This window comes from Nioella sediminis (genome assembly GCF_001879695.1).
Taxonomy (GTDB): Bacteria; Pseudomonadota; Alphaproteobacteria; order Rhodobacterales; family Rhodobacteraceae; genus Nioella; species Nioella sediminis.
The window spans coordinates 1-26,091 of record NZ_MNBL01000070.1 but is presented as its reverse complement, the minus strand read 5'-3'; the positions used below and the strand labels follow the sequence as shown (position 1 = coordinate 26,091).

25 protein-coding genes and 1 other RNA gene are annotated in these 26,091 nt (G+C 64.1%); 14 read left to right on the top strand and 12 right to left on the bottom strand.

Features of this window, described 5'->3' with window-relative positions; genetic code table 11:
- Positions 1-155: 155 nt before the first annotated feature.
- Together BKY26_RS09735 and BKY26_RS09730 are read right to left on the bottom strand one after the other, a co-directional pair.
- Positions 156-1,031 (bottom strand): helix-turn-helix transcriptional regulator, encoded by an 876-nt coding sequence (locus BKY26_RS09735; RefSeq protein WP_083431394.1) that lies wholly within the window; start codon positions 1,029-1,031, stop codon positions 156-158.
- 180 nt (positions 1,032-1,211) lie between these two features.
- On the bottom strand, positions 1,212-1,877 hold the full coding sequence (locus BKY26_RS09730) for a Crp/Fnr family transcriptional regulator (RefSeq protein ID WP_071690201.1): 666 nt from the start codon (positions 1,875-1,877) through the stop codon (positions 1,212-1,214).
- Between the two features lie 141 nt (positions 1,878-2,018).
- Between BKY26_RS09730 and BKY26_RS09725 the strand changes: the two genes are divergently transcribed.
- Genes BKY26_RS09725 through BKY26_RS09715 form a run of 3 tightly spaced genes read left to right on the top strand, consistent with a single transcriptional unit; the run spans position 2,019 to position 6,346 of the window.
- Positions 2,019-2,753 (top strand): ABC transporter ATP-binding protein, encoded by a 735-nt coding sequence (locus tag BKY26_RS09725; RefSeq protein WP_071690200.1) that lies wholly within the window; start codon positions 2,019-2,021, stop codon positions 2,751-2,753.
- Positions 2,747-5,113 carry an ABC transporter permease gene (locus BKY26_RS09720; protein ID WP_071690199.1) on the top strand — a complete coding sequence of 789 codons (2,367 nt, stop codon included), beginning with the start codon at positions 2,747-2,749 and terminating at the stop codon, positions 5,111-5,113. Before BKY26_RS09725 ends, BKY26_RS09720 begins: the two co-directional genes overlap by 7 nt.
- Before the next feature lie 27 nt (positions 5,114-5,140).
- Entirely contained in the window at positions 5,141-6,346 is a 1,206-nt protein-coding gene (locus tag BKY26_RS09715) for an efflux RND transporter periplasmic adaptor subunit (RefSeq protein ID WP_245764445.1), read from the top strand.
- Positions 6,347-6,490: 144 nt separating this feature from the next.
- Here BKY26_RS09715 and BKY26_RS09710 read toward each other — a convergent pair whose 3' ends face one another.
- Genes BKY26_RS09710 through BKY26_RS20780 form a run of 3 tightly spaced genes read right to left on the bottom strand, consistent with a single transcriptional unit; the run spans position 6,491 to position 9,281 of the window.
- Positions 6,491-7,231, bottom strand: coding sequence for an enoyl-CoA hydratase/isomerase family protein (locus tag BKY26_RS09710; protein WP_071690197.1), 741 nt, complete (start codon positions 7,229-7,231; stop codon positions 6,491-6,493).
- A 16-nt stretch (positions 7,232-7,247) separates the two neighbouring features.
- The gene (locus BKY26_RS09705) at positions 7,248-8,297 is read right to left on the bottom strand and encodes a CaiB/BaiF CoA transferase family protein (protein WP_071690196.1); all 1,050 of its coding nucleotides are present in this window, start codon (positions 8,295-8,297) and stop codon (positions 7,248-7,250) included.
- A gap of 54 nt (positions 8,298-8,351) precedes the next feature.
- The gene (locus BKY26_RS20780; protein ID WP_071690195.1) at positions 8,352-9,281 is read right to left on the bottom strand and encodes a helix-turn-helix domain-containing protein; all 930 of its coding nucleotides are present in this window, start codon (positions 9,279-9,281) and stop codon (positions 8,352-8,354) included.
- A 102-nt stretch (positions 9,282-9,383) separates the two neighbouring features.
- Between BKY26_RS20780 and BKY26_RS09695 the strand changes: the two genes are divergently transcribed.
- Positions 9,384-9,620, top strand: coding sequence for an Lrp/AsnC ligand binding domain-containing protein (locus BKY26_RS09695; protein WP_071690194.1), 237 nt, complete (start codon positions 9,384-9,386; stop codon positions 9,618-9,620).
- Between the two features lie 128 nt (positions 9,621-9,748).
- Here the strand turns inward: BKY26_RS09695 and BKY26_RS09690 are convergent, their stop codons facing one another.
- The 3 genes from BKY26_RS09690 to BKY26_RS09680 form a co-directional block, all read right to left on the bottom strand.
- Complete coding sequence (locus BKY26_RS09690) at positions 9,749-10,591, bottom strand: GNAT family N-acetyltransferase (RefSeq protein WP_071690193.1); 843 nt, start codon at positions 10,589-10,591, stop codon at positions 9,749-9,751.
- 208 nt (positions 10,592-10,799) lie between these two features.
- Positions 10,800-11,297, bottom strand: coding sequence for a DUF2478 domain-containing protein (locus BKY26_RS09685; protein ID WP_071690192.1), 498 nt, complete (start codon positions 11,295-11,297; stop codon positions 10,800-10,802).
- Positions 11,298-11,309: 12 nt separating this feature from the next.
- Positions 11,310-11,927: a carbonic anhydrase gene (locus BKY26_RS09680; protein ID WP_071690191.1), complete on the bottom strand. Its 618-nt coding sequence runs from the start codon at positions 11,925-11,927 to the stop codon at positions 11,310-11,312.
- A gap of 234 nt (positions 11,928-12,161) precedes the next feature.
- Between BKY26_RS09680 and BKY26_RS09675 the strand changes: the two genes are divergently transcribed.
- From BKY26_RS09675 to BKY26_RS09630, 10 genes are all read left to right on the top strand, one after another.
- On the top strand, positions 12,162-13,589 hold the full coding sequence (locus BKY26_RS09675; RefSeq protein WP_071690190.1) for a circularly permuted type 2 ATP-grasp protein: 1,428 nt from the start codon (positions 12,162-12,164) through the stop codon (positions 13,587-13,589).
- A 7-nt stretch (positions 13,590-13,596) separates the two neighbouring features.
- A complete protein-coding gene (locus BKY26_RS09670; RefSeq protein WP_131541825.1) occupies positions 13,597-14,538 on the top strand; it encodes an alpha-E domain-containing protein in 942 nt (313 codons plus the stop codon).
- Positions 14,535-15,353 (top strand): transglutaminase family protein, encoded by an 819-nt coding sequence (locus BKY26_RS09665; RefSeq protein ID WP_227434978.1) that lies wholly within the window; start codon positions 14,535-14,537, stop codon positions 15,351-15,353. Before BKY26_RS09670 ends, BKY26_RS09665 begins: the two co-directional genes overlap by 4 nt.
- Positions 15,354-15,392: 39 nt before the next feature.
- A complete protein-coding gene (locus BKY26_RS09660; protein ID WP_071690188.1) occupies positions 15,393-16,133 on the top strand; it encodes a proteasome-type protease in 741 nt (246 codons plus the stop codon).
- Positions 16,134-16,286: 153 nt separating this feature from the next.
- A complete protein-coding gene (locus BKY26_RS09655) occupies positions 16,287-18,788 on the top strand; it encodes a heavy metal translocating P-type ATPase (protein ID WP_071690187.1) in 2,502 nt (833 codons plus the stop codon).
- Positions 18,789-18,799: 11 nt separating this feature from the next.
- The gene (gene cueR / locus BKY26_RS09650; RefSeq protein WP_071690186.1) at positions 18,800-19,186 is read left to right on the top strand and encodes a Cu(I)-responsive transcriptional regulator; all 387 of its coding nucleotides are present in this window, start codon (positions 18,800-18,802) and stop codon (positions 19,184-19,186) included.
- Between the two features lie 162 nt (positions 19,187-19,348).
- Entirely contained in the window at positions 19,349-20,215 is an 867-nt protein-coding gene (locus tag BKY26_RS09645) for an FAD binding domain-containing protein (RefSeq protein ID WP_071690185.1), read from the top strand.
- Positions 20,212-20,694 carry a (2Fe-2S)-binding protein gene (locus tag BKY26_RS09640; RefSeq protein WP_071690184.1) on the top strand — a complete coding sequence of 161 codons (483 nt, stop codon included), beginning with the start codon at positions 20,212-20,214 and terminating at the stop codon, positions 20,692-20,694. Before BKY26_RS09645 ends, BKY26_RS09640 begins: the two co-directional genes overlap by 4 nt.
- Positions 20,694-22,940 carry a xanthine dehydrogenase family protein molybdopterin-binding subunit gene (locus BKY26_RS09635; protein WP_071690183.1) on the top strand — a complete coding sequence of 749 codons (2,247 nt, stop codon included), beginning with the start codon at positions 20,694-20,696 and terminating at the stop codon, positions 22,938-22,940. The genes BKY26_RS09640 and BKY26_RS09635 overlap by 1 nt, the downstream gene beginning before the upstream one ends.
- Positions 22,940-23,185: a MoaD/ThiS family protein gene (locus BKY26_RS09630; RefSeq protein ID WP_071690182.1), complete on the top strand. Its 246-nt coding sequence runs from the start codon at positions 22,940-22,942 to the stop codon at positions 23,183-23,185. Before BKY26_RS09635 ends, BKY26_RS09630 begins: the two co-directional genes overlap by 1 nt.
- Positions 23,186-23,366: 181 nt before the next feature.
- On the opposite strand, the gene rnpB is transcribed toward BKY26_RS09630, so the two are convergent.
- The 4 genes from rnpB to BKY26_RS09610 form a co-directional block, all read right to left on the bottom strand.
- An RNA gene (gene rnpB, locus BKY26_RS09625) (RNase P RNA component class A) lies at positions 23,367-23,782 on the bottom strand.
- Positions 23,783-23,815: 33 nt separating this feature from the next.
- A complete protein-coding gene (locus BKY26_RS09620; RefSeq protein ID WP_071690181.1) occupies positions 23,816-24,475 on the bottom strand; it encodes an N-acetylmuramoyl-L-alanine amidase in 660 nt (219 codons plus the stop codon).
- On the bottom strand, positions 24,472-25,146 hold the full coding sequence (locus tag BKY26_RS09615) for a hypothetical protein (protein WP_071690180.1): 675 nt from the start codon (positions 25,144-25,146) through the stop codon (positions 24,472-24,474). Before BKY26_RS09615 ends, BKY26_RS09620 begins: the two co-directional genes overlap by 4 nt.
- A 32-nt stretch (positions 25,147-25,178) precedes the next feature.
- Positions 25,179-26,091, bottom strand: a 913-nt coding sequence (locus BKY26_RS09610) for an amidase family protein (RefSeq protein WP_131541824.1), incomplete at its 5' end; no start/stop codon positions are given.

Sequence of the window (26,091 nt, the reverse complement as noted above, 5' to 3'; positions counted from 1 at the left end):
CCCTCCGCATGCGCGCGGCAGTCGTGATTAATGAAATGAAAGGGCAGGCACTCGATAACCAGAACCGTCAGCGCGGACACCTGCCCCCATGCGCTGGCAATGTGCTACCGCAGGCAGAAAGCAGACCAAACGTGGCTTTTCTTACGTGTCAGATATTATGTGTCATTTCTTGCATATTCCGTGCCCTGCTGATTGTCCCCGGTGCTCAGGAACACGGTCAGCTCATTGTGATGGGCACGGGTCATCGGATCGGGCACGAGGCCGATCCGCATCGCCAGCGCTGCAAGGTCGGCACGGTTGCGGCAGCCGGTCTTGTTCTGCAGGGCGCTGATCCTCTGGCGAACCGTTGAAATGGACACGCCGAGCCGGGCCGAAATCTCCTTGTCGGTCATGCCCGCCCCCACGGACTCGACGATCTCGCGCTGTTTTTCGGTCAGCTTGTTGCGTTCCATGAACTCGGTCTTGAACAGCTCCATATGCCGGATATGGGCATAGAGCGCACAGGCATGCAGCACCCATCCGTGCTGCGCCATCAGCTCTTCGAATTCTGCCCGCGGCAGATCGGCGGCCAGCATCATATGCGCGGCCTGCCCCGGATCGGTCATCCGCATGGGAATCGCAATGCCGCTGCGCCCGCCATATTTTTCGGCTGTCTGCTTGAGCAGAAAGGCCCGCTCCTCATCCATGTTGTGCATGAGGTCGTGATACTCGTATCCGGTCAGCACTGGTTCCAGACGGTTGATCGAGTGCAGTCGAAAGGTCGATTTACGCCGCACCCGCGTGTCGGCATTGGCAAAGTCGATCCAGCTGGAATCCATCGTCGTGCGGATGAACTGAACCTTCTGCCAGTTCTGGTAATCGGTCGCGATCACGTAATCGACGAGGGTAATCCCCTTCTGCTTTGCCAGATCGACGAACAGCCGCCAGACCTCTTCGGAGGTCGTCGTTTCATTCAGGGCCGTCACGAAGGTAAGAATATCCTGCGGTAAAATCGTGCAGGGCGCGGCATTCAACTCGGAACTCTGGGTCAAAGGGACCTCATCTTATCTGGGCCTGTTGCGCTATTGAAATGCGTTTGGGGTCAAAAACAGGAGAGTCTCACAGGACGCCCCGCGCTTCAAGATACCGCGCATGTGGTGGCTGGTCGCTCCCCTGCCGCTGGCAGCCGGGCATCGCGCATTGCTTACGGGTCCCCCTGCATCCGACAATGATCAGGAGGTCTCGGACTGCGCCAGTTTCGCAATGCTCGCCTCGTCCAGCAATTCCACGTTGCCTCGGGTCTGCTTGATCCAGTCGCGGCGCTGGAATTCGGACAACTGGCGAGAGATCACCTCGCGGGCGGTGCCAAGTTCCGCCGCCAGCTGCTGGTGCGTGGCCTTGACCGTGTCGCCCTGTTTCAGGTCCAGCAGCTTTTGGGCCAGCCGGATATCCATGCGCTGAAAGGCGATGTCCTCGATGACGTGAAACAGGTCGGTGATGCGCTTGGAATAGGCGGAAAAGACGAAGGTGCGAAATTCTTTCGACTGGGAAATCAGATCGTCGAACACGGCGCGCGGGATCGCGGCGGCCTTGATATCGGTCTCGGCCACGCCCTCGGCGCTGTAATCCTCATAGGCCAGCAGGCAGGCGGTGGTCATGACGCAGCTTTCGCCCGCCTGTACTCGGTAAAGCACGATCTCCCGACCGTTTTCCGCAAGTTGCTGCACGCGTACGGTGCCATCCAGAAGGAACAGCAGGTTCTCGGGCGAATTTCCGGGGCCGAAGATCACCGTGCCCTTGGGCATCCTGATAACGGTGGAGCGGGCATCCAGAATGCCCCGGATGCGCTCGGGCAGCCGCGACAGCCCCTGAAAGCGGGAAATCCAGTCTTCGCTCATCACATCGGGCCTTCCATTATTGACCGCGCCAATCCTGCGCCCCCGGAACGCGGCGTCAAGCCCGGAGGACAGGGTGGCATTGGCGTCCCGGCTTGATCATAGTCAAAGCGGAAGGGACGCCTTCTCAGATAACGGTGCAGCATGGCTATCTCAAGACGCACAATAGCGGCGGGACACGCGGCATTCGAGACGCGGAATCTCACCAAGACCTATGGCGAGGGAGAGGCCGCCGTTCACGCGCTGCGCGGTGTGGACCTGACCATTCCGGCGGGGGAGTTCGTGGTGCTGCTCGGGCCGTCCGGGTCCGGGAAGTCGACGCTGCTCAATATTCTCGGCGGGTTGGACAGCGCCAGCGAGGGGCAGGCGTTTTTCGGGCAGGAGGATCTGACAGCGATGAGCGACCGGCAACTGACCCAGTACCGGCGCAACCATGTGGGCTTCGTCTTTCAGTTCTACAACCTGATGCCCTCGCTGACCGCCGAGGAAAACGTGGAACTGGTGACCGAGATTGCCCGCGATCCGATGGCCCCGTCCGAGGCGCTGTCGCTGGTCGGACTGACCGACCGCATCACCCATTTCCCCGCGCAGCTTTCGGGCGGAGAACAGCAGCGGGTGGCGATTGCCCGCGCGATCTCCAAACGCCCCACGGTGCTGCTTTGTGATGAACCGACGGGCGCGCTCGATTCCACCACCGGGCGAGAGGTGCTGCGGGTGCTGCGCGATGTGAATGAGGAACTGGGCACCACGGTGCTGATCGTCACCCATGCGGCAGCAACCGGGGCGATGGCCGACCGGATCATCAGTTTCGCCGATGGCGCGATCCGTGACGTGACGGTCAATGACACCAAGCTCGACCCGAAGGACATCCATTGGTAGGCCCGCTGACCCATAAGCTCTGGCGCGACCTGTGGCACATGAAGGGACAGGCCGCCGCGATTGCCGCCGTGATTGCCGTGGGTGTGCTGCTGCTGGTCATGCAGACCGGTTTGGTCACATCGCTTCAGGAAACCCGCGACGCCTACTATGACCGCTACCGCATGGCGCAGGTGTTTGCCCCTGCCGCCCGCGCGCCCAACCATCTGATCGAGCGTCTGGCGGAAATCCCCGGCGTCACCGCCGCCTATGGCCGGGTGACGGGCAGCGCGCTCATCGACGTGGAAAACCGCACCCTGCCGGTGCAGGCGCAGGCGATATCCGTTCCCGACCGGGGCGAGCCTCCGGTCAACGGCTACCTGCTGGTCGATGGCCGTCATCTGGACACGCGGCAGGAGGATGAGATTCTGCTGCTGGAAAGCTTTGCCCGCGCCCATGACCTGCATCCTGGCGACACCCTGTCCGCCACCATGAACGGCGCGCGGCGGCATTTCCGCATCGTGGGCCTCGCTCAGGGCCCCGAATTTCTCTATGTCGCCGCGCCGGGCGAGATCATTCCAGACGATGCCCGTTTCGGCGTGATCTGGATGAGCCGATCCTCCCTTTCTGCCGCCTATGACATGGCAGGCGCGTTCAACGAGGCACTTCTGACTCTTGGCCGCAGCGCACGGGAGGCCGAGGTTCTGGCCGCCGTCGACCGTATCCTCGACCCCTACGGCGGGCTCGGGGCCTACGGGCTGGAGGATCACGGGTCCGACCGCTTCGTGACCGAGGAAATAGCGGGCCTGCGCGCCACATCGAAATCGGTCCCGCCCATCTTCCTCGGGGTCGCGGCCTTCCTGCTCTATATCGTCATGAGCCGCATCATCCAGTCCGAGCGCGAGGAAATCGGGCTGATGAAAGCCTTCGGCTATACTGACCGGGAGGTCGCGCTGCATTACCTGCGCATGGTGCTGGTCATTGCCGGTGGCGGGGCCGTGATCGGGGCGCTACTGGGCATCCTCGCAGGCCGCTTGCAGGTGCAGGTCTATCTGGAGTTCTACAAGTTCCCCTTCCTGGTCTTCCGCGTCGACCCGGCTGCGATCATCTGGGGCGTGGGCCTGTCGATGCTGGTGGCTTCGCTTGGCGGGCTGATGGTGCTGGCGCGCGTCTTCCGCCTGACGCCCGCCGCCGCCATGCGCCCCCCTGCCCCGCCCGATTATTCGCGCACCGGGCGCATCGGCGCGGCCTTCAACCGGTTTCTCGACCAACCCTCGCGCATGGTGCTGCGCCGGATCACCCGTCAGCCGATCCGCATGGCCGGCAGCACCGTGGGCATCGCCTGCGGCATGGGGCTGTCGGTGGCGATGATCTCGCTCATGGCCAGTTTCGACGGCACCATCGAGCACACGTTTTTGGTGGCCGACCGCTCCGACCTCAATGTCAGCTTCACCCATGCGGTCAGCGAAGACGCCATCTTCGCCCTGCAACGGATGCAAGGCGTAATCGAGGTGGAACCGATCCGCCATGTCCCGGTGGTTTTCCGCAACGGGCTGCACAGCTATCAGGGCGCGCTGTCGGGTCTGGTGCCGGATGCGCGCCTGTTCCGGGCGCTCGACAACGAGGACCGAGAGATTGCCATGCGCGAGGACGGCGTGATCCTGGGCGCGGCTCTGGCCCGGATCCTGCATATCGAACCGGGCGACCGGCTGACCGTCGAAATGCGGCAGGGGCGGCAGGACGTCCTGGACCTGCCCGTTGTCGGCATCGCCGAAACCCGTATGGGCGCGCCTGCCTATATGGAACTGACCGCCATGAACCGCGCGATCGGTGAGCCGGGGCGGATCAGCGGCGCGTATCTCAGGATCGACGCCAATCAGGCCGACGGTCTCTATGAGCGGCTGAACGACATACCCACCATCGCCGGGGTCAGCCTGAAATCCGACAGCCGCGACGCGTTTCAGCGGATCATGGATACCGGCGCGGGCGCAGTGCGCTACGTCATGGCCTTCATTGCGGGCGTGATCACCTTCGGCGTGGTCTACAACGCCGCGCGCATCGCCTATGCCGAACGCGCCCGCGATCTTGCCAGCCTGCGGGTGGTGGGCTTCACCCGCGCCGAGGTCAGCTTCGTTCTGCTTGGTGAACTGGTCGTCGTCACCCTGCTGGCGATCCCCATCGGATCCGGTTTCGGCTTCGGTCTGGCCTGGGCGGTCAGCGAGGCCTTTTCCAACGACATCTACCAGGTCTCCGCCTATCCCGACCCCAGTTCCATCGGCACGGCAGCCGTTGCCGTGCTGGCCTCGGCCGCCTTCTCCGGCTGGATGGTCAAACGCCAGATCGACAAGGCCGATCTTGTCCTGGCCCTGAAAACGAGGGAGTAATTCCAGATGGCCCGCAGACGTTCCAGATTGCCCCTCACCCTTGGCGCGATTGTCATTGTCGCTGCCGCCCTGACCGCTGCCTTCTGGCCGCAACCGACGTTGGTGGATTTCGGCACCGTCACGCGCGGGGCGATGATGCAGACCATCGACGAGGAGGGCCGCACGCAGGTGCGCGACGCCTATGTCGTCTCGACCCCCGTGGCCGGACGGCTGCTGCGGGTCGAGGTGGAGCCGGGCGATCCCGTAACGCGCGCCGAAACACAGGTCGCGGTGATGGAACCGCTGAACCCCGCCGCTTTGGACATTTCCTCGCGCGAACAGGCCCGCGCCGCCGTCGCTGCCGCCGAGGCCGCGCTTCGCGTGGCGCAGGCCGACCGCAACGCGGCGCTCGCCGAACAGGATCTGGCGCAGGCCGATCTGGAGCGCACGGAAACGCTGGCCGAAAGCGGCACCGTCAGCGCCGCCGCGCTGGAACGCGCACAGCGCGCTGCCCGCGCCGCCGATGCCACCGTCGACACCGCCGAGGCCGCGATTGCCATGCGCGAGGCCGATCTCGACATCGCGCAGGCCCGCCTGATCAGCTTTGACGATCAGGGGCTGTGGGGCGCAATCGCCAATGACGACCACGCGATTCCACTGATGGCGCCCGCCGATGGCACCATTCTGCAAGTGATCCAGCAAAGCGAAACCACCCTTGGCGCGGGTACGCCGATCATGGAAATCGGCAATATCGAGGGCGATCTGGCGGTGACCGTGGCGCTGCTCTCCACCGATGCGGTTCAGGTCAGCCCTGGCGACCGGGTGATCATCGAAAACTGGGGCCAGCCGGTTCCCCTGCCCGGTGTCGTGACCCGGATCGACCCGTTCGGCACCACGCATTATTCGGCGCTCGGGGTGCAGGAACAGCGCGTGAATGTGCTGATAGATTTCACCGGTCCGGGCGAGGACCGGGAAGGGTTGGGGCATGGCTTTCGCGTTGAATTGCGCATTGTCGTCTGGGAAGACGATAGCGCGCTGATCGTGCCCTCGGCCGCGCTGTTCCGGGCGGCTGGTGGATGGGCCGTCTTCGTGGTGGAAAACGGCACAGCCACCACCCGCCCGGTCGAAATCGGCCACAATAATGGCATCGAGGCAGAGGTTCTGTCCGGCCTGTCAGAGGATGAGATCGTCATCCTCTACCCCTCGGCGGCCCTGTCCGAGGGGCATGCCGTCGCGCAACGGGTGGTGAACTGAGCGAAGCTGCGCGGGGGATGGCCAGCGCGAACGCGAGCGATCCAGGCTGGCCGCGGTCCGTGACCCGGTTCGCCACAGGCCCCATGTCTGGCTTAAAGGCATGAGACAGGCCCGCGCGGGACGACATGACTCCCCGGTTGCAGGTCAGCGGAACCTGCGGAACGTGTCCTGCGCGGCGGGGCCATCGCAATCCTCGGCAAAAAGCGCGCTCGCCTCCGCATCCATCGCCTCGGCCTGCGCGGCCATATCGGGACCGAAAAAGCGCTTCACCTTGCGCGCGGCGCTGTCTGGCAGCATGGCAATGCGCATGGCCGCTCCCTTGGCAGACTCCAGCGCCTTTTCATCCCAGGTCAGCTGATCAGCCACCCCGGCCTTCACCGCATCTTCGCCGTTGAACTCTTCGATGCCCAACACGATCAGCTTTGCCCGCGCCGGACCAACCCGCGCCAACAAGGGTGCCATGCCCCAGGGCGGGAAGAACCCCTTGGGCACTTCCGGCATCGCCCATCTGGCCGAACGCCCGGTCACCACCAGATCGCAGGCCGTGGCCAGAACGAAGCCGCCGCCAAGGGCGTGGCCCTCCACCGCCGCGATGACCGGAACGGGATGGGCCGAAATCGCCCTTACCGCAGCGGCCGTCGCCGCCTCATGTGCCACTCGCCCGTCCCGGTCGAGCGCTGCAAGTTCCCGCAGGTCGCTGCCCGCACAAAAGCCTTTTCCGGCCCCAGTCAGAATGACCGAACGGATGGTGTTGTCTTCGGCCAAAGCGGCCAGATGGGTCTGGAGGTCCAAGGCAGTCTGCGTGCCCAGAACATTACGGCGCGCAGGTCTGTTAAGTGTCAAAATCGCATAAGTATCAAACGTTTCGCAAAGAATTCTGGTCATCAAATCTCCTTCATATCTATTTCGCCAAATCGGGTTTCGTCCGCGAAAAGCGCGGCGCGGGGGCTGGTTCTACCACATTTTCGCGCCGAATGAATGCATTTCGCGCCAAGGCATGTGGATGATCCGGCGCCTCCCAGAACGGCAGGACCGGGGCGAAACAGGCGTCTGATCCTTCCAGCAGGTCGCACCACTCCGCTTGCGGACGCGTGGCAAAGAGCACCGCCAGTTCCGCCTTTAGCGCGGGCCAGCTGGCCCGGTCCATATGCCTATCGAGCCAGTCAGCGGGCAGCCCCATCTTCTCGACCAGCACCTTCATGAAGGGCTTTTCAATCGCGCCCACCGAGACGAACAACCCGTCCGAACAGGCATAACAGCCGTAGAAATGCGCCCCGCCATCGAGGAAGTTTGCCCCCCGCTCCTCCGCCCACCAGCCCGAGGCGCGCAGGGAATGGAACATGCTCATCATCAGAGAGGCCCCATCGACCATGGCCGCATCGACCACCTGCCCCTTGCCTGACCGCTGCGCCTCGTAAACGGCTGCCATCACGCCAAAGGCCAGGAACATCGCGCCCCCGCCGTAGTCGCCTACAAGGTTCATGGGAACGGGTGGCGGCGCGCCTGGCTCACCCATCGGGTGCAGGGCGCCCGCCAAGGCGATGTAGTTCAGATCATGCCCGGCCGCCTGCGCAAGCGGCCCCTCCTGCCCCCACCCGGTCATGCGACCATAAACAAGGCGCGGGTTGGCCTGCCAGCAATCCTCCGGCCCCAGCCCCAAACGTTCCATCACGCCGGGGCGGTTGCCTTCGATCAGCACATCGGCAGTCAGGATCTCGTCCAGCACGGCGGCACGGCCCGCGCGGGATTTCACGTCCAGTTCGATAAACCGTTTGCCCCGGCGGCAGATGTCGTGCGGCAGGTTGATCGAGACACCGCCGGGCCGGTCGATGCCCACAACCTCGGCCCCCATATCGGCCAGCAGCATCCCCGCGAAAGGTCCGGGACCAAGCCCCACCATTTCCACCACTTTCAGGCCAGCCAGTGGCCCGCCGCGCGTTGTCTCGCTCATCCTGTCCTCCGTGTTTGAGGCCAGCATGACCGGCGGGTCAACAGGGTCAAGCGGTCAAACCGTCCCGCCGATCGCCGCGCGCCGGTCGGTCGAGGGCGTCACCCCGAACTGACGCAGATAGGTCTTGGAAAAACTGCCCGAGGTGAAGCCGAAATCATGGGCGATCTCCTGCATCGGGCGGCGACCCTGCCGCACCTCGATCCGTGCCGCCTCCAGCCGCATTTCCCGATAGATCGGTCCCGGCGTGTCCCCCAGTTCCTTTTCAAAGAGCCGTTCCAACTGCCGTTGTGACAGGCCAAGCGACAGGGCCAGCGCCGCGACAGAAACAGGCCGGAAAAGGTTCGCACGCATGATCTGCAGCCCCGCGACGACCGCCTTGTGCCGGGTGGCGTAGCGTTCATCGAGCGGCAGCAACTGCGACCGCGCAGCCTCGGCATTCCTGTCAGCGGGCGACAAAGGCGCGGCATCGGCATCGCTGGCGCGGTCAATCGCCAGATCATAGCGCATCAGTGCCGCCACATGGGCGGCCCGCGCGGTAGCGATCTCCGGCGTCCAGACAAAGGGCGCATCGGTCAGCGCCGGTTTGCGGCGCATCCCATCCATTGCGGCAGCCGTATCGGGGTTAACCGACAGCTCCAACCCCTGCGGCAAGTCAAGCTGAGCCAAGAGCCAGACCCCGCCCCCAACGGCCCAGATCCGCCCGCCCTGCCGCCGCGCCCGGCGCAGAGCGGCCAAAGCGCCCTCCCGGTCCAGGTCCGACAGGACCAGCCCGCTGAACACCACCAGCGCATCGCCCGGTTCCATCGGTGGCACCGGCCCGCCATGGGCGACATGCACCCCGCTATCCCCCGGCACCGACGCGCCCGACAGCGCCGTGGTCTGGAAATGCGCACCCGCCTCGGTTAGCACGGTCGAGGCCGCACCCAAAGCGGCCAGGTCGAACCCGGGCAGCAGCAGGAACCGATAGGGAAGCGTCGTGGTCATGGCCAGACCCTACCCCGTTGCCCCGCTTCGGGATAGTCCGGGTTGATCCCGACGCCAAAGACGGGTCAACTTGGGGCCAGACCCATTCGCAGGATTCCCCCAATGCAGACCGTTTTCGTCCAGATCCGTTGCAAACCCGGCACCACCTATGACGTGGCCTTCAATATCGTCCTGAAGGAGATCCATGCCGAGCTCTTCTCCACCTCGGGCGAATATGACCTGCTGGTCAAGCTGATCATCCCCGAGGGCGAAGACATAGGCCGCTACATCAACGAGCGCCTCTGCGACGTGCCGGGGATCGAGCGGACGCTGACCACGCTGACCTTTAAGGCGTTCTGAAGGGCGGCTATGGGCCGCCCATGCCCGGAATGCTCCAGATCACAGGCGGGCGCTATTTGAGGCGTCGCACGCCAGGCGGATGTCGGCTTTGAGCCCGAAGCAGACTAGTTGATCATCGACTCATCGGTTCAAATTCGGTTAACCCGGCCCTCTGCCCAGTTCGTGCGGGAAACATGGTAGACGTCAAGGTCGCACTCTTTCAAACCGCGCGCAAATGAGGCGCTGACCATCGCGTTGATTTCTGCCTCGGCGATACCAGCTCGGTCGGGGTGCTGCTTCGCAGCGGCGAGCAAAGCCGCAAGCGTATCGGTCTCATCCGCGACGCCAGCGCTAACAAGCAGACCGGATTTGAACGGTGCCTGAAACAGAAGTGACCTGAAATCAAGGCAGGCACCGTCCTGCAGCCTCCAGATCTCGTAGTCCAGCACGTCTCGTCCCAATTGCTGATCGGGCAGGAACTCGTCGAAGCGCATAGTGCCGCTGCGCGTCATTCCGAGTTTTAGGGCAACCGCAGAAGAGCCGGGGTTGAGAGGTCCGAAGATCACGGCGTCGATCCCGTCACAGATATTTTCATCAAAAGCCCATTCGATTATTGCCGATGCCGCTTCCGTTGCCAGACCGCTGCCCCAGAAGGCCCGCGAAAATCCGTAAAGGATCTCTGGTGTAGGGCCGTGCGACGTCGCGATCAGTCCGCACCACCCGATGATCGGCCCTGCCGGCGCACCTTCCGAAAGCCTTTCGCGGAGCGCCCATACACCATACCCCAAGGTATCCCACGTGGAATTGTGCCATGCGATCCGCTGGCGGGCGCATTCCAGACACTGCTCTGGCGTCGTAGCTTTTGCCATAATGCTCCGCGTCACTTCCGGATCAGACAGGACATAAGCAAATGCTGGAGCATCTTGATCTGTGAAACGCGAGAACTCAAGACGCTTAGAACTTGGCGATGATAAAGAAGGTTTTGTTTCCATACTCCAAGCGTAGCTTGCTGTGCGGTTTTTGACGAGATGTGAAAATGGCACCTAAACTCCGCGAAGCAGGGGCTCATTGAGTGCCTGAATGCTGCCATGCAGCCAAAGGCGACTAAGTCTCGCAAAGCCGACATACCTAGCCGTCGGACGCAGCGCCCTCTCCGCCTCAGTCGGCGGCTCTACACTGCAATGGGTCTTTCTGCAGCCTTCACTCCCCGTCGAACCAGTCCAACAACGCCTGAACATCGGGGGTCAACGCCTCGGCCATGCCGCCGCAAAACGCTTCGAAGGCGTCGCGGTTCAGTCCGTTCAGCCCCACCACGACCGGAATATCCTGCGCCAGCGCCGTGCCGATCACCTCTCGGAACCCACGGCCCTCCGCCTCCTGCTTGCCGAACTTGTTGACGACCAGCAGCCGTGTATCCCCGTTAAGCCGCTGCCCCACCAGCCCCACGGCCTGTTCCAGCGCGTCGGGGTTCAGGCGGCAGCCGCGCGACCCCGGCCCCAGATCCTGCGAAATCCGCAGCACGGGGCCAGAGGGCAGCACCTCCACATCCATGTCGCAGGCCTTTGCGGGCCCGCAATCGGTGTTGGTCTGGACCACGCCCGCCACGTCCACACCGCGTGCCATCAGCGTTTCGACGAAGCGGCCAAGCACCCGGTCCACATCGCCGCGCCCCGGCGACATGACATATCCGATCTTCATGGCTTCGCCCTTTCACTCCTTTGCGTCACGGCCCAGATGCGCCCCTGTCAGCGTGACGTCAAGGTTGCGCAGCTCGCCCTCGGACAACCGATAGAGCAGCCCATGCACCGAAACCCGGTCGCCGCGCGCCCATGCGCGCTGCAGGATCGGCGTTTCAGCGAGCCGTGCGACCGCCTCGATCACGCTCAGTTCCGCCAGCCGGTCATTGCGGGCCGGACCCTCGGGAAAGGCCGACAGATCCGCCGCGTTGCGCCGGGCCAGCCGCCGCAGCGCTTCCAGCCAGTGATCGGCCAGCCCGTTGACCAGCCCCTGGCTGGCCGCCGCGATGCCGCCGCAGCCGGTATGACCGCAAACGATGATCTCGCGAATCCCCAGAACGTCGATGGCGAACTCCAGCGCACTGAGCAGGCTGAAATCGGTGGAATGCACAAGGTTGGCGACGTTGCGATGCACGAAGATCTCACCGGGATCGAGCCCGCCCACCACGTTCTCCGGCACCCGGCTATCGGAACAGCCGATCCAGAAATAACTGGGCTGCTGCCCTTGGGCCATGCGCTGGAAATAGGCAGGGTCCGCCCGCCGCCGGTCCTCGGCCCAATCCGAATTTCGTGCCAGCAAATGGTGCAGCATGGGATGATCCTCCGCCCCGGCCGATTTCCATCCAAATCCGGGCGCGGGCCTGCGTCAAGGCAAAGCACAGCCTGCCCAAGCCTGAAGCGTCTGAATAATGGGCCTTGATGCTCAAATTTCAGGCACCCGCACGGGTCATCGAGCCGCCATGCTCCCCATCCCACAGATCAGCTTGCATCCTCGATAACCGAATTTGCCAATTGATTAGTCTCGAAACTCGCACATAGTGGTTACATGGCAGACACAGGTTCCACCTTCGATGAAATGCTGGCGCAGCCGGATCAGCCCCGCTCGCCCTACGAGTCCTATTTCCAGTGGTTCGCCAATGAGGATCTCAAGGATCTCCGCCGCAAGTCGAGAGAGGCCGAGGCCTTCTTTCGCCGCATCGGCATCACCTTCAACGTCTACGGGCAGGACGAGGCGGACGAGAGGCTGATCCCCTTCGATATCGTGCCCCGCATCATCTCGGCGCGCGAATGGGCCACGCTGGAACGCGGCATCGAACAGCGGGTGCGCGCGATCAACGCCTTCCTGCACGACATTTATCACCGGCAGGAAATCCTGCGCGCGGGCCGCATTCCCAAGGAAATCATCTCGAAGAACACCGCGTTTCTGCCGGAAATGATCGGGGTCAACCCGCCCGGCGGCGTCTATACCCATATCGTCGGCACCGATCTGGTGCGCACCGGAGAAAACGAATTCTTCGTGCTGGAGGACAATGCCCGCACCCCCTCCGGTGTCAGCTACATGCTGGAAAACCGGGAAACCATGTTGCAGATGTTCCCCGAGCTGTTCAGCCAGCTGAAAGTGCGCCCGGTCAGCGCCTATCCGCAGCTTCTGCGCCGGTCGCTGGCCGATTGCGCGCCCGAGGGGCTGACCGACCGGCCCACGGTGGCGGTTCTGACCCCCGGCATCCATAACTCCGCCTATTTCGAACACGCCTTCCTGGCCGACCAGATGGGGGCGGAACTGGTGGAAAGCCACGATCTGGTGGTGGAAAACGGCCGTGTCGCAATGCGCACGACGCAAGGGTATCACCCGATTGACGTGCTCTACCGGCGCGTCGATGACGATTACCTCGACCCGCTGACCTTCAACCCCGACAGCCTGCTTGGCGTGCCCGGCATCATGGATGTCTACCGTGCGGGCAATATCACCATCGCCAATGCGCCCGGCACCGGCATCGCCGATGACAAGGCGCTTTACAGCTACATGCCCGATATCGTCGAGTTCTACACCGGCGAGCGGGCGATCCTGCAAAACGTGCCGACATGGCGCTGTTCCGAGGCGGATTCGCTGGCCTATGTGCTCGATCACCTGTCGGAACTTGTGGTCAAGGAGGTGCATGGATCGGGCGGCTACGGGATGCTGGTCGGCCCCGCCGCGTCGAAAAAGGAAATCGCGGCGTTTGAGAAGAAACTGCGCGCCCGGCCCTCGAACTACATCGCGCAGCCCACGCTGGCCCTGTCCACCGTGCCGATCCTGTCCAAGGCCGGGCTTGCGCCGCGTCATGTCGACCTGCGCCCCTTTGTTCTGGTCTCCCCCAACAAGGTCGAAATCACGCCCGGCGGCCTGACCCGCGTGGCGCTGAAGAAGGGCTCTCTGGTGGTCAATTCCAGCCAGGGCGGCGGCACCAAAGACACCTGGGTTCTGGGGGACTAAGCCGATGATGCTGGGAAAAACCGCAGGCGGCCTCTTCTGGATGTTCCGGTATATCGAACGGGCCGAAAACACCGCACGACTGCTGGAGGCCGGCTGGCGCATCGCGCTGACCCGGTCCGACGGCGAGTCGAATGAATGGCAATCGGTCATCAACACCGCCGGGATCGACGCCGCCTACTCCGCGAAGTTCGACAGTTTCGACTCCGGCTCGGTGATCAACTTCCTGCTGCGCGACCGCGACAATCCCTCTTCGGTTCTGAGTTCCATCGAGGCCGCCCGGTCCAATGCCCGCATGGTGCGCACCGCGCTGTCATCGGAAGTGTGGGAGGCGGTGAACGAATGCTGGATGGAGGTGAAATCGGCACTGGCCCGCCCGGTATCGGAACGCACCCTGCATGAACTTCTGGCCGCGATCCGCTATCGCACTTCGGTGGTGCGCGGGGCGCTGCACGGGACCATGCTGCGCAACGACATCTTCGCCTTCTCGCGCCTCGGCACCTTCCTCGAACGCGCCGACAACACCGCCCGCATCCTCGACGTGAAATATTACGTGCTGCTGCCCTCCGCCGCCTTCGTCGGCAGCCGCATCGACAATGTGCAATGGGAGGTGATCCTGCGGTCGGTCTCGGCGGAGCGCAGCTATCGCTGGCTGAATGGCGGCGAAACCACGCCCATAGGGATCGCGGAGTTCCTGATCCTCGACAAACGCATGCCCCGGTCCCTGGCCTTCTGCTATTCCAAGATCGGCGAAAACCTGAACTGGCTGGCCAATGACTACGGCACCCGCCACGAAAGCCACGCCCTTGCAGACCGCATCTGCGGCCAGTTGAACGGGACCACCGTGAACACCATCTTCGAGGAAGGGCTGCATGAATTCCTGACCGCCAGCATCAATGACACCTCTTCGCTGGCAAGCCTCATCCAGACAGATTTCCGGTTCTATAAATGAGCAGCCCGATCCGCCTCGCCATCACCCATGTGACCACCTACAGCTATGACCAGCCGGTGCATTACGCGTTGCAGCAACTGCGCCTTGTGCCCCGGTCGGGGCATGGGCAGACCGTGCTGGACTGGTCATCGACGATCACCGGCGGCACCAAGCAGGCCAGTTTTTCCGACCAGTTCGTCAACCACACGGAACTGGTCAAGGTCGATGCCGGTGCCACCCGGATCGAGATTCGCAGCGAAGGCACGGTCGAGGTCGAGGACAATCACGGCATCATCGGCACGCACAAGGGCTTTGCCCCGCTCTGGCTGTTCGAGAATCCTACCCCGACCACCTCCCCCGGCCCCGCGATCCGGACGCTTGCGCGCCAGCTCAGGGCCGAACAGGACGGGGCCGATACGCTGGCGCAGTTGCACGCATTGTCCGCGATGATCCTGTCACAGGTCAGCTATGAAACCGGCCGCACCAACAGCGACACAACCGCCGAATCCGCCCTCACCTCGGGCCATGGCGTCTGTCAGGACCACGCCCATATCATGATCGCGGCTGCGCGCCTGTTGGGCCATCCTGCGCGCTATATCTCTGGCTATCTGATGATGAATGACCGCGTCGACCAGGATGCCAGCCACGCCTGGTGCGAAGTCTGGACAGAGGCGCTCGGATGGGTTGGCTTCGACGTGTCGAACGGAATTTCACCCGATGCCCGCTATGTGCGCGTTGCCACTGGCCGCGACTACCGCGATGCCGCCCCGATCATGGGCATTCGCCAGGGCCCCGGTGACGAGCATCTTCAAGTCAGCTTGCAAGTCCAGCAATAGCCTGATTTCTAGGCATCGGAATCAAAGAGGACGACGGCCGTGACTTACTGCGTGGGGCTGAAACTGAACCGGGGGCTGGTGTTCATGTCCGACACGCGGACCAATTCCGGCATCGACAATATCTCCACCTTCCGCAAGATGTTCATCTTCGAAGAGCCGGGTGAACGCTGCATTACCATCATGACGGCGGGCAATCTGGCCACCACGCAATCGGTGATCAGCCTGCTGGAAGAACGCGGCAAGGCCCCCGATGACCGCAGCCCCGGCATCTACAAGGCCAAGTCGATGTTCCAGGTCGCGACCCTGATCGGCAACACGCTGAAAGAGGTCATTGCTAGCCATGCCGATACCGGCCAGCAGGCCGACGCGATGTTCTCGGCCACGATCATTGTCGGCGGTCAGGTCGGCGACGGAGATGCGCGCCTGTTCATGATCTACCCGGAAGGCAATTTCATCGAAGCGAGCGAGGATACGCCCTTCTTCCAGATTGGCGAAACCAAATATGGCCGCCCGATCCTCGTCCGCGCGTTCGAACCGGACATGAGCTTCGAAGACGCCATCAAGCTGCTGCTCGTTTCCTTCGATTCAACCATCAAGGCCAATCTCTCGGTCAGCCTGCCGCTGGATCTGCACGCCTATGACGCGGACAGCAGGAAGCGAGGCAGGGAAATGCGGATCAAGGCGGACAACCCCTATTTCGAAGAGATATCGACCGGCTGGGGCGTGGCCTTGAAAAACGCGTTCCGGGAATTGCCGGATTTCACCTTCCCGACCGAGTAATCGGTCAAACGTCTGTACGGGGGGTGCACGGGGGGTGTACGCCCGGTGTACGGGGGGTGACCGGCATTTTTTTGTCTCCCACGCACTTGACCTTCCAGAGACTGGAACCCCTATCTACCGTTCTGACCGAAGATTCGGCCCGAAGGTTCCCCCATGTCAGAACAAGCCAAGACCCATCTGCAAATCACCGGCCTCAGCTGCGCCGGATGCGTCCGCCGCGCGGAAACCGCACTGGCCGCTGTTCCCGGTGTCAGCAGCGCCGAGGTCAGCTTTGCCAGCGAATGCGCGCAGGTTCTGCATGATCGCTCTGTCAGGGTGGATGACCTGATAAACGCTTTGGAAGCAGCAGGTTACCCGGCAGCACAGGCAGATGTCACCCTTTCGGTCGAGGGCATGACCTGCGCCTCTTGCGTGGGGCGCGTGGAAAAGGCGTTGCAGGCCGCGCCGGGGGTCTTGTCGGCCTCGGTCAACCTCGCCACGGAAACGGCGCAGGTGCACTATTTGCTGGGGCAATCCAGCCCCGCGCAAATCGCGGGCGCTGCCACGGCTGCGGGCTACAAGGCGACGATCAGGGGCACGGAACCCGACAGCAAGGATGAACGTAAAGCGCAGGAAATTCAAAACCTTGCGCGGAAGACTTTGCTTGCCGCCGCGCTTGTTCTGCCAGTCTTCATCGTCGAGATGGGCGGGCATGCCTTCCCTGCCCTGCACCATTACGTGGCGATGTCCATTGGCGAACAGACCAGCCGGGTTCTGCAATTCCTGCTGATCGCAATCACCCTCATCGGCCCCGGTCGCGGCTTCTATACCAAGGGCATTCCGGCGCTGTTGAAGGGCGCGCCGGACATGAACTCGCTCGTCGCACTCGGCACCCTTGCGGCGTTCGGCTATTCTACTGTGTCCACCTTCGCCCCCGCGCTGCTGCCCCAAGGCACCGCGCATGTCTATTTCGAGGCGGCGGGCGTCATCGTCGTGCTGATCCTTCTTGGCCGCCTGCTGGAAGCGCGCGCCAAGGGCCGCACCGGCGAGGCGATCCGCAAGCTATTGTCCTTGCAGGCAAAAACCGCGCGCGTGGAACGGGGTGGCGAGATCGTGGACCTAGCCATCGAAGAGGTCGTCGCAGGCGATATCCTGCATGTCCGTCCCGGAGAGAAGATCGCCGTGGATGGCCGGGTGATCTCGGGTGAAAGCCATGTGGACGAGTCGATGCTGACCGGCGAGCCGATCCCGGTTCTGAAGGCGCGCACATCGCAGGTTGTGGGCGGCACGGTGAATGGCGCAGGCGCACTGACCTTCCGGGCAGAGAAAGTGGGCCGCGACACGATGCTGGCGCAGATCATCGCCATGGTCGAGGAGGCGCAGGGCGCTAAACTGCCCATTCAGGGCATGGTGGACCGCATCACCGCCTGGTTCGTGCCTGCCGTGATCGCCGCGAGCCTTCTGACCGTTCTTGTCTGGCTGATCTTCGGCCCCGATCCGGCGCTCAGTCTCGCGCTTGTTGCTGGCGTGTCCGTCATGATCATCGCCTGCCCCTGCGCCATGGGTCTGGCCACGCCCACCTCGATCATGGTGGGCACCGGTCGCGCCGCCGAAATGGGCGTCCTGTTCCGCAAGGGCGACGCGCTGCAAAGCCTGCAAGGCGCGCAGATGGTGGCCTTCGACAAGACCGGTACGTTGACCGAGGGCCGCCCGGAACTGGTCGCCCTGACGCCGGTTGATATGTCTGACGACGAGGTGTTGCGACTGGTCGCCAGCGTCGAAAGCAAGTCCGAGCACCCCATAGCCGCCGCCATCCTGCGGGCCGCCAGAACGCGCGGGCTGGACGTGCCGAAACCCGAAGACTTCCAATCGGTTACCGGATTCGGCGCAGCAGCGATGGTAGAAGGCCGAAAGGTCCTCGTCGGCGCCGCCCGCTATATGGATCGTGAAGGCATCAACACCGCCCCGCTGGCGGCAGTTGCCGACCGGCTGGCCCACGATGGCAAGACCGCGCTCTTTGCCGCCGTGGACGGGCAGCTTGCGGCGCTGATTGCCGTGGCCGACCCGGTCAAGCACTCAACCCCGCTGGCCATGACCATCCTGCGTGACATGGGGCTGCAAACCGCGATGATCACCGGCGACAACCCCGCCACGGCAGAGGCAATCGCCCGTGATCTGGGGATCGACCACGTGGTTGCCGACGTTCTTCCCGATGGCAAGGTCGAGGCCGTCGCGCGGCTGCGCAGCCGTGGCCCGGTGGCCTTCGTGGGCGACGGGATCAACGATGCGCCCGCGCTGGCCTCGGCCGATGTGGGCATCGCCATCGGGACCGGCACCGATATCGCCATCGAGGCGGCGGATGTTGTGCTGATCTCGGGCGATTTGCTTGGCGTGGCCAATGCCATGCGGATCAGCCAGCGCACGATTGCCAATATCCGGCAGAACCTGTTCTGGGCCTTTGGCTATAACGTGCTGCTGATCCCCGTCGCGGCGGGTGTGTTTTACCCGGTGACGGGTATGCTTCTGTCGCCTGCGCTGGCGGCGGGTGCGATGGCTCTGTCCTCGGTCTTCGTGCTGTCCAACGCCCTGCGGCTGAGATGGGTCAGCGCGGCGCATGACACCCCTGCTGATCCCGTAACGCCCGCCCGCTCCCCCATCCCTGCCCCCGCCGAATAAGGAGCCACCCCATGAATATCGGAGACGTGGCCGAACGGTCCGGACTGCCGCCCAAAACGATCCGCTACTACGAGGATATCGGTCTTGTGACCCCTCAGCGCGCCGCCAACGGCTATCGCAGCTTTCGCGAAAGCGATCTGCACAAGCTGACCTTTCTGGGCCATGCCCGCTCGCTCGGGTTTTCCATCGAGGATTGCCGGGCCCTGTTGGCGCTCTACGAGGATGAGACCCGCGCCAGCAGCGATGTGAAGCGGATCGCGCAAGGACATCTGGCGCGGATCGACCAGAAGATCGCCGATCTGGCCGCAATGCGCGAAACCCTGTCCCATCTGGTACGGGAATGCGCGGGCGATGACCGGCCTGATTGTCCGATTCTACAGGGGTTGGAAGGCAACTGAGCGCCGCCTATCCGCTCCAACTTTTCCCCAAACCACGCGCAATTGTCTGCTTGCGACCCGGAAAAGTCGCGCGCGGTGGATCGACATTCCGAAATGCTTCGCTAGTCTGGCCCCAAGACGCCGAAAAGGCCAAGGCCCCGGCGCGAAGATCAGGGAGATGACATGAACTATCATAGTCCTTCGAGTTTCGAAGAAGCCTCGGCCATTGCCGCAGGCGCAAGCGGGACCACGCGGTTCCTTGCGGGTGGCACGGATGTGCTGGTGCAGCTGCGCGCCGACATCGTGACGCCCGATGACCTTATCGACATCAAGCACATCCCCGGCGTGAAAGAGATTTCGCGCACCGAGGATGGCGGCTGGCGCATCGGCGTGGCCGTGGCGGGGGCCGAGATGACGGAATGCGCCGATCTCTGCGCCGACTGGCCGGGTCTGGTCGAGGGGATGGACCTGATCGGATCGACCCAGGTGCAGGGCCGCGCGACGCTGGTGGGCAACCTCTGCAACGGCTCGCCCGCCGCCGACAGCGTGCCCGGCATGATCGCGGCAGGCTGCACGGTCACGGTGACCGGCCCTGAGGGCAGCCGCGAGGTCGCGGTGGAGGATATCCCCACAGGCCCCGGCAAGACGGCGCTGGCCAAAGGTCAGCTGATCACCGGCGTGACGATCCCCGCGCGGGGTGAAAACGGTGGCGACGCCTATCTACGCTTTATCCCGCGCACCGAGATGGACATTGCCGTTGTCGGTTGCGCGGTGAACCTGCGGCTGGATGGTGACACCGTGTCTGAGGCGCGTGTCTCCCTTGGCGCAGTCGCGCCCAAGGCCCTTCTTGTAGAAGAAGCAGCCAAGGCGATCATCGGCACCACGCTCGATGACGCGGCGCTGGATGCACTTGCCGCTGCGGCCTCCGCCGCCTGCAACCCCATCGACGACAAGCGCGGCACCATCGAGTTCCGCACCCATGTGGCCGGCGTGCTGGCCAAGCGGGCCGCGAAAATCGCCTACGCCCGCGCGAAAGGAGAAAGCGCATGAGCAAGCGTATCCATGTCAGCACCAAGGTGAACGGCGACGAGGCCGATTTCCTCTGCGACCCGCGCGAAACCCTGCTCGACTGCCTGCGCGACCATCTGGGCGTGATGGGCGTCAAGGAAGGCTGCGGCACCGGCGATTGCGGGGCGTGCAGCGTGACCATGGACGGGCGGCTGGTCTGCTCCTGCCTTGTTCTGGGCGTCGAGGCCGAGGGCAAAGAGATTGGCACCGTCGAAGGTATGGCCGATGGCGAGGTCCTGCACCCGCTGCAACGCAAGTTCATCGAACATGCGGCCCTGCAATGCGGGATCTGCACACCGGGCATTCTGGTCGCGGCCAAGAACCTGCTGGAACGGAACCCCGACCCCACGGAAACCGAGCTGCGTTATTGGCTGGCAGGCAACCTCTGCCGCTGCACCGGTTATGACAAGATCATTCGCGCCGTGATGGATGCGGCGGCGGAAATGCGGGAGGCTTCGTAATGGCTCTGGACGGACAAAAGACCGCTTACAAATATATCGGCACCACCCCCAACCGCCCCGACGGGCTGGACAAGGTCACGGGCCGCGCGCGCTACGGCGCCGATATCTCGGTGCCCGGCATGCTGCACGGCGCCGTGGTGCGCAGCCCCCATGCCCATGCCAAGATCGTCAAGATCGACGCGACGAAGGCCCTGGCGATGGAGGGCGTAAAGGCCGTCATCACCCGCGCCGACTTCCCCGAAGGGCTGGAAGGCGAGGACTGGGACCTACAGGAAAACTGTATGGCCGGCGAAAAGGCGCTTTATGACGGTCATGCCGTTGCTGCCGTCGCCGCCACCACGCCGCTCCTGGCCCGCGATGCGGCCAAGGCGATCGAGGTGACCTACGAGATTCTGCCCCATGTCACCGACGTGGATGAGGCGATGAAAGAGGGCGCGCCGGTCATCCGCGAAGGCGCGGCCGATTTTTCGGTGCCGGAAGGCATGCACCCCAATGTCGTGCGCTATTTCGACAGCGGCCGGGGCGATCTGGACAAGGGTTTTGCCGAAGCCGATCTGATCATCGAGCGCAGCTTCACCACCGAGGCCGCGCATCAGGGCTATATCGAACCCCATGCCTGCCTCGGCCAAATGGGTGCCGACGGTCGAGGTGAGCTTTGGGTCTGCACCCAAGGCCACTGGTTCATGCGCCGCATGTCCACCGCCGTTCTGGGGATCGAGACCACCAATATCCGCGTGACGCCCTCTGAAATCGGCGGCGGCTTCGGCGGCAAGACCACGATCTTCATCGAACCCCTGTCGCTGGCGCTGAGCCGCAAGGCAGGCGGCAAGCCGGTGAAGATGGTGATGAGCCGCAACGAGGTGCTTCGCGCCACTGGCCCGACCGCGTCCGCCTCGATGGACGTCAAGATGGGCATGACCAAGGACGGCAGGATCACCGCTGCCCATGGCACCTTCCGCATGCAGGGCGGCGCTTTTGCCGGTGCCCCCGTGGATGTGACCACCATGCTCGCCTTCGCCAATTACGATATCGAGCATGTGCACCATATCGGCTATGACGTGATCACCAACCGCCCCCGTCAGGCCGCTTATCGCGCGCCGGGGGCCCCGATGGCGGCCTTCGCCACCGAAAGCGTGATTGACGAGTTGTGCCGCGAACTGGGGCTCGACCCGATCGACACGCGGTTGAAGAACGCCGCCAAGGAAGGCACGCGGGCGACCTTCGGGCCGAAATACGGGCCGATTGGCTTTGTGGAAACGCTGGAGGCCGCCAAGGCGCATCCGAATTACTCTGAGCCGCTCGGTCCCAATCAGGGGCGCGGGGTGGCCTCGGGCTACTGGATGAACTGGGGTGGTGAGACCTCTGCCTCGGTGGCGATTTCCGAGGATGGCTCGGTGACCGTTTCCGTGGGCACCCCCGATATCGGCGGCAGCCGCGCGTCCATGGCGCTGATGGCGGCGGAAGCCTTTGGCATTCCATACGAAAACGTGCGGGTGAATATCTCTGACACCGGGGCGCTTGGCGTCAACGAACCCACCCATGGCAGCCGTGCGACCTATGCGTCGGGTCTGGCCACCATCCGCGCGGCAGAGGAATGCATCGGCAAGATGTGCAAACGCGCCGCCGACAAATGGGGAATCGACCCGGAGGCGGTGGTCTGGGAAGACGGCTGCGCCAAGCCCTCTGGCCCCAATGCCGGGGAATTCCCGCCAATGACCATCGCCGAGATCGCCGGTGAGATGGGCGGTACTGGCGGGCCGATCTCTGGCCATTACGAGGACAGCCCCGCGGGCTTCTCCGGCAGCTTCGGCACCCATGTGGTGGATGTGGAGGTCGACCCCGAAACCGGCCGCACCACGATCCTGCGCTATCTGGTGGTGCAGGACGCGGGCAAGGCCATTCACCCGGCTTACGTGGAAGGCCAGTTCCAAGGCGGCGCCGCGCAGGGCATCGGGTGGGCGCTGAACGAGGAATATGTCTATGGCCCGGATGGGCGGCTGCAGAACCCGGTCTTCCTGGATTACCGCGTTCCCGTCGCCTCGGACCTGCCGATGATCGACACGGTGATCGTGGAGGTACCGAACCCCGGCCACCCCTATGGGGTGCGTGGCGTGGGCGAGACCGGCATCACGCCGCCCCTGCCCGCCGTGGCAAATGCCGTGCGGGATGCCACTGGCAAGCGCATCTGCAAGCTGCCGCTGCGCCCGTCGCGCGTCCTGGCCGCGATCCAGGGCAAGGAGGTCTGATGGCGGAGCTGCACCTGTGGTCAGGGCTGCGCGCCCTGGCCGACGGGAAAGAGATGGTGGAGATCGAGGGCGCGACTGTGGGCCAGGTCCTGGACGGGCTGGTTGCGGCCTATCCAGGGCTGGAACCGGCGCTGAAACGCGGCGTCTCGGTGGCGGTGGACGGGCAGATCGTGCCCAATAGCCGCAATCACCCGGTCAAGCCCGATAGCGAGATCTTCCTGTTGCAGAAACTGGCAGGCGGCTAGGCGGACGTCGTTTGCGCCCCGTCATCTGGCTGGCGTTGCACGGGTCGGCCCGGGACAAGCTGGCCACCGTCAAAGCACTCGGCTCGTGTTTCGGGCTTCTTGGTGCCGTTGGCAGGAACTTCTCCCATTAGGGGCGCACCCGGATCGACGCCGACAGGCGGCGTCACCATTGGTGACAGATTTGCGCGGAGGGCCTGTAAGCCGGATTCTGTCCCCCACGGGTTTCCCCGCGGATCGATGACCATTCCTCTAGGCCTGCGATTGCCCGCAGGCTCCAGCTGCCAACCCGGACCTCTCGGGCTGAAGCGACCCTGTGACAGGCACGCGAGGTCCCTATTTGGCGTTGCTCCCGGTGGGGCTTGCCGTGCCGGTCCTGTTGCCAGTCCCGCGGTGGTCTCTTACTCCACCGTTTCACCCTTACCGCCGGCGGTATCGGTTGCCCGACCGGCCCGGAGGCGGTTTCATTTCTGTGGCGCTTTCCGTCGGATTCGGGTGGGTTTCCCCGCCCTTCTCCGCCCGGGCGTTACCCGGCACCGTTGCTTCAGGGAGTCCGGACTTTCCTCGAAGGTTTCCCCTCGCGGTCATCCAGCCCTCCGCGCCATCGCGACCTAGGGGCGCGCGGGGGGAAGGTCAAGCCCGTCCGGCAGGGAAACGCGTGGCCAGATCGGCCATGATCCCCATGTCACGGGCATCGAGCGGCCCCACGTGACCGGGACGAAAGCGCAGGCGGAGCGTGGTCAGCAACAGGTCATCCTCCATCTCGGGGTAGCCGAAGCGCGCGGCATCAGCGCGAAACCGGGGCCAATCCACGGCGATCTCCCGTGGCTCCGGCCAGATCGACAGCCCCTGCCGGGCGAGCCTTTGCCAGTCAAAGCGCGGGCCGGGGTCGATCTTTCGCCCCGGCGCCATGTCGGAATGGGCGATGATGCCCTCAGGGGGTATCTTCCAACGCGAGAGAATACCCGGCAGCAACGCCTCCAACGCCGCCATCTGGCGCGCGGCAAAGGGGGTGTAGCCGGTATTGGACAGCTCGATCCCGATGGACCGGGAATTGACATCCCCTCGACCGGCCCAGGCCCCCGCCCCCGCATGCCAGGCGCGCATGTCTTCCTCGACCAGCGCCATCACCTCTCCCGCCTCGGAAATCAGGTAATGGGCCGACACCTCGCGCGCAGGGTCACAGAGCGCTCGGGCTGCGGCCTCGCAGCTTTCCATGGCGGTGTAATGCAGGACGACCAGTTGCGGCCTCAGCCCGTCGCGGCGGGGGCCGAAATTGGGGGAACGGCTCACTGGTTGCGGGCAGCCGCTGCGGCATCGCGATAGACGGTCGGATCCCATCCGCAGGCATAGCCATCACCATCGGGGTCGAGCGCCTGCCGGTCCCGCTGTGGACCGCCCATGGACAGGAACGCCTCCTGCGCCAGGTCGTCAGAGCGATAGGCCAGGCAATTGCGCTCATGCCGCCCCTGCCCGAAAGGAGAGCGACGGAAAACCTGATTGCCCACGGGATTCGAAGTTGTCAGCGCGTATTCAATGATATTCGGGCCGGTCGCGCCGGGGCGGTCGGGCACAGCCGTGGGGGCGATCTCGACCCGCTGTTCCTGCATGCGCTGCAGCCGTTCGGCGTCGCTTTCGATGGATTCCCGGCCCGCGACGGCCTCGAAATCCTGCTCGTCCGAGATGCTGGTATTGCCGCCAACCCGCTGCGCAGACGCGGGCGTCGCGCCTTCGGCCTCGTCAATCGCGCCCTCGGCAAGGGCCGCGATATCGGTGCGTTCCTCGCGCGCCGGGGGCAGAACGGTCTGTGGCTGGCGACCCGCCAGAGCGGCCTCGCGTTCGGCCCGTTCCTGCGCCAGATGCTGGTTGTAATCACCGAACCCGACGCCGCGCGCGTCCTCGGGCTGGGACGCGCAGGCCCCAAGCAGCAGGAGCGTCAGCCCCGTCATCGCCAGTTTCTGCATCTGCCCACCCTCGAACTTGTTTTGTCAGGCTTTTACCACCATTTGGCGGGTTTCGCCACAAACTGGGCTGCGTTTTCCAGCGCATAGGCGGTGTTCAGCAGATCGCCTTCCTCCCACGGGCGGCCAATCAGCTGCAGGCCAAGCGGCAGCCCCTGCCTGTCCAGTCCGGTGGGAACAGCCACGCCGGGAAGGCCGGCAAGGTTCACGGTGACGGTGAAGACATCGTTGAGATACATCTCGACCGGGTCCGACACCTCCTTGCCAAGCTCGAACGCGGCAGAGGGGGTCGCGGGGGTCAGGATGCTGTCGACACCCGCTGCAAAGACATCGTCGAAGTCCTTCTTGATCAGCGCGCGCACCTTGCGGGCACGGTTGTAATAGGCGTCGTAGAAGCCGGCCGACAGCACATAGGTGCCCACCATGACACGGCGCTTGACCTCGGGGCCAAAGCCTTCTGCGCGGGTCTTTTCATACATCTCGGTGATGCCGTCGCCCTGTGCGAGCTTGGCCCGGTGGCCAAAGCGCACCCCGTCATAGCGCGCTAGGTTCGAGGAGGCCTCGGCCGGCGCGATCACGTAATAGGTGGGCAGCGCGTATTTGGTGTGCGGTAGGCTGATATCACGGATCTCGGCACCCGCATCGCGCAGCATCTCGGCCCCCTGCGACCACAATGCTTCGATCTCATCTGGCATACCGTCCATGCGGTATTCCTTGGGGATGCCGATGACCTTGCCACGGATATCGCCGGTCAGCATCGCCTCGAAATCCGGCACCGCCAGATCGGCAGAGGTCGAATCCTTCGGGTCATGCCCCATCATCGCGCGGCCCATGATCGCCGCGTCACGCACGGTCTTGGTCATCGGGCCTGCCTGATCGAGCGACGAGGCAAAGGCCACGATCCCCCACCGGGAACAGCGCCCATAGGTCGGCTTCAGCCCCACGGTG

Coding starts and splice junctions, on each gene's coding strand:
- BKY26_RS09665 (WP_227434978.1), top strand. CDS start 14,535: ATGAGCAGCCCGATCCGCCTCGCCATCACCCATGTGACCACCTACAGC.
- BKY26_RS09675 (WP_071690190.1), top strand. CDS start 12,162: ATGGCAGACACAGGTTCCACCTTCGATGAAATGCTGGCGCAGCCGGAT.
- BKY26_RS09640 (WP_071690184.1), top strand. CDS start 20,212: ATGAGCAAGCGTATCCATGTCAGCACCAAGGTGAACGGCGACGAGGCC.
- BKY26_RS09655 (WP_071690187.1), top strand. CDS start 16,287: ATGTCAGAACAAGCCAAGACCCATCTGCAAATCACCGGCCTCAGCTGC.
- BKY26_RS09725 (WP_071690200.1), top strand. CDS start 2,019: ATGGCTATCTCAAGACGCACAATAGCGGCGGGACACGCGGCATTCGAG.
- BKY26_RS09630 (WP_071690182.1), top strand. CDS start 22,940: ATGGCGGAGCTGCACCTGTGGTCAGGGCTGCGCGCCCTGGCCGACGGG.
- BKY26_RS09615 (WP_071690180.1), bottom strand. CDS start 25,146: ATGCAGAAACTGGCGATGACGGGGCTGACGCTCCTGCTGCTTGGGGCC.
- BKY26_RS09680 (WP_071690191.1), bottom strand. CDS start 11,927: ATGCTGCACCATTTGCTGGCACGAAATTCGGATTGGGCCGAGGACCGG.
- BKY26_RS09690 (WP_071690193.1), bottom strand. CDS start 10,591: ATGGAAACAAAACCTTCTTTATCATCGCCAAGTTCTAAGCGTCTTGAG.
- BKY26_RS09695 (WP_071690194.1), top strand. CDS start 9,384: ATGCAGACCGTTTTCGTCCAGATCCGTTGCAAACCCGGCACCACCTAT.
- BKY26_RS09705 (WP_071690196.1), bottom strand. CDS start 8,297: ATGAGCGAGACAACGCGCGGCGGGCCACTGGCTGGCCTGAAAGTGGTG.
- BKY26_RS09710 (WP_071690197.1), bottom strand. CDS start 7,231: ATGACCAGAATTCTTTGCGAAACGTTTGATACTTATGCGATTTTGACA.
- BKY26_RS20780 (WP_071690195.1), bottom strand. CDS start 9,281: ATGACCACGACGCTTCCCTATCGGTTCCTGCTGCTGCCCGGGTTCGAC.
- BKY26_RS09670 (WP_131541825.1), top strand. CDS start 13,597: ATGCTGGGAAAAACCGCAGGCGGCCTCTTCTGGATGTTCCGGTATATC.
- BKY26_RS09730 (WP_071690201.1), bottom strand. CDS start 1,877: ATGAGCGAAGACTGGATTTCCCGCTTTCAGGGGCTGTCGCGGCTGCCC.
- BKY26_RS09635 (WP_071690183.1), top strand. CDS start 20,694: ATGGCTCTGGACGGACAAAAGACCGCTTACAAATATATCGGCACCACC.
- BKY26_RS09645 (WP_071690185.1), top strand. CDS start 19,349: ATGAACTATCATAGTCCTTCGAGTTTCGAAGAAGCCTCGGCCATTGCC.
- BKY26_RS09685 (WP_071690192.1), bottom strand. CDS start 11,297: ATGAAGATCGGATATGTCATGTCGCCGGGGCGCGGCGATGTGGACCGG.
- cueR (WP_071690186.1), top strand. CDS start 18,800: ATGAATATCGGAGACGTGGCCGAACGGTCCGGACTGCCGCCCAAAACG.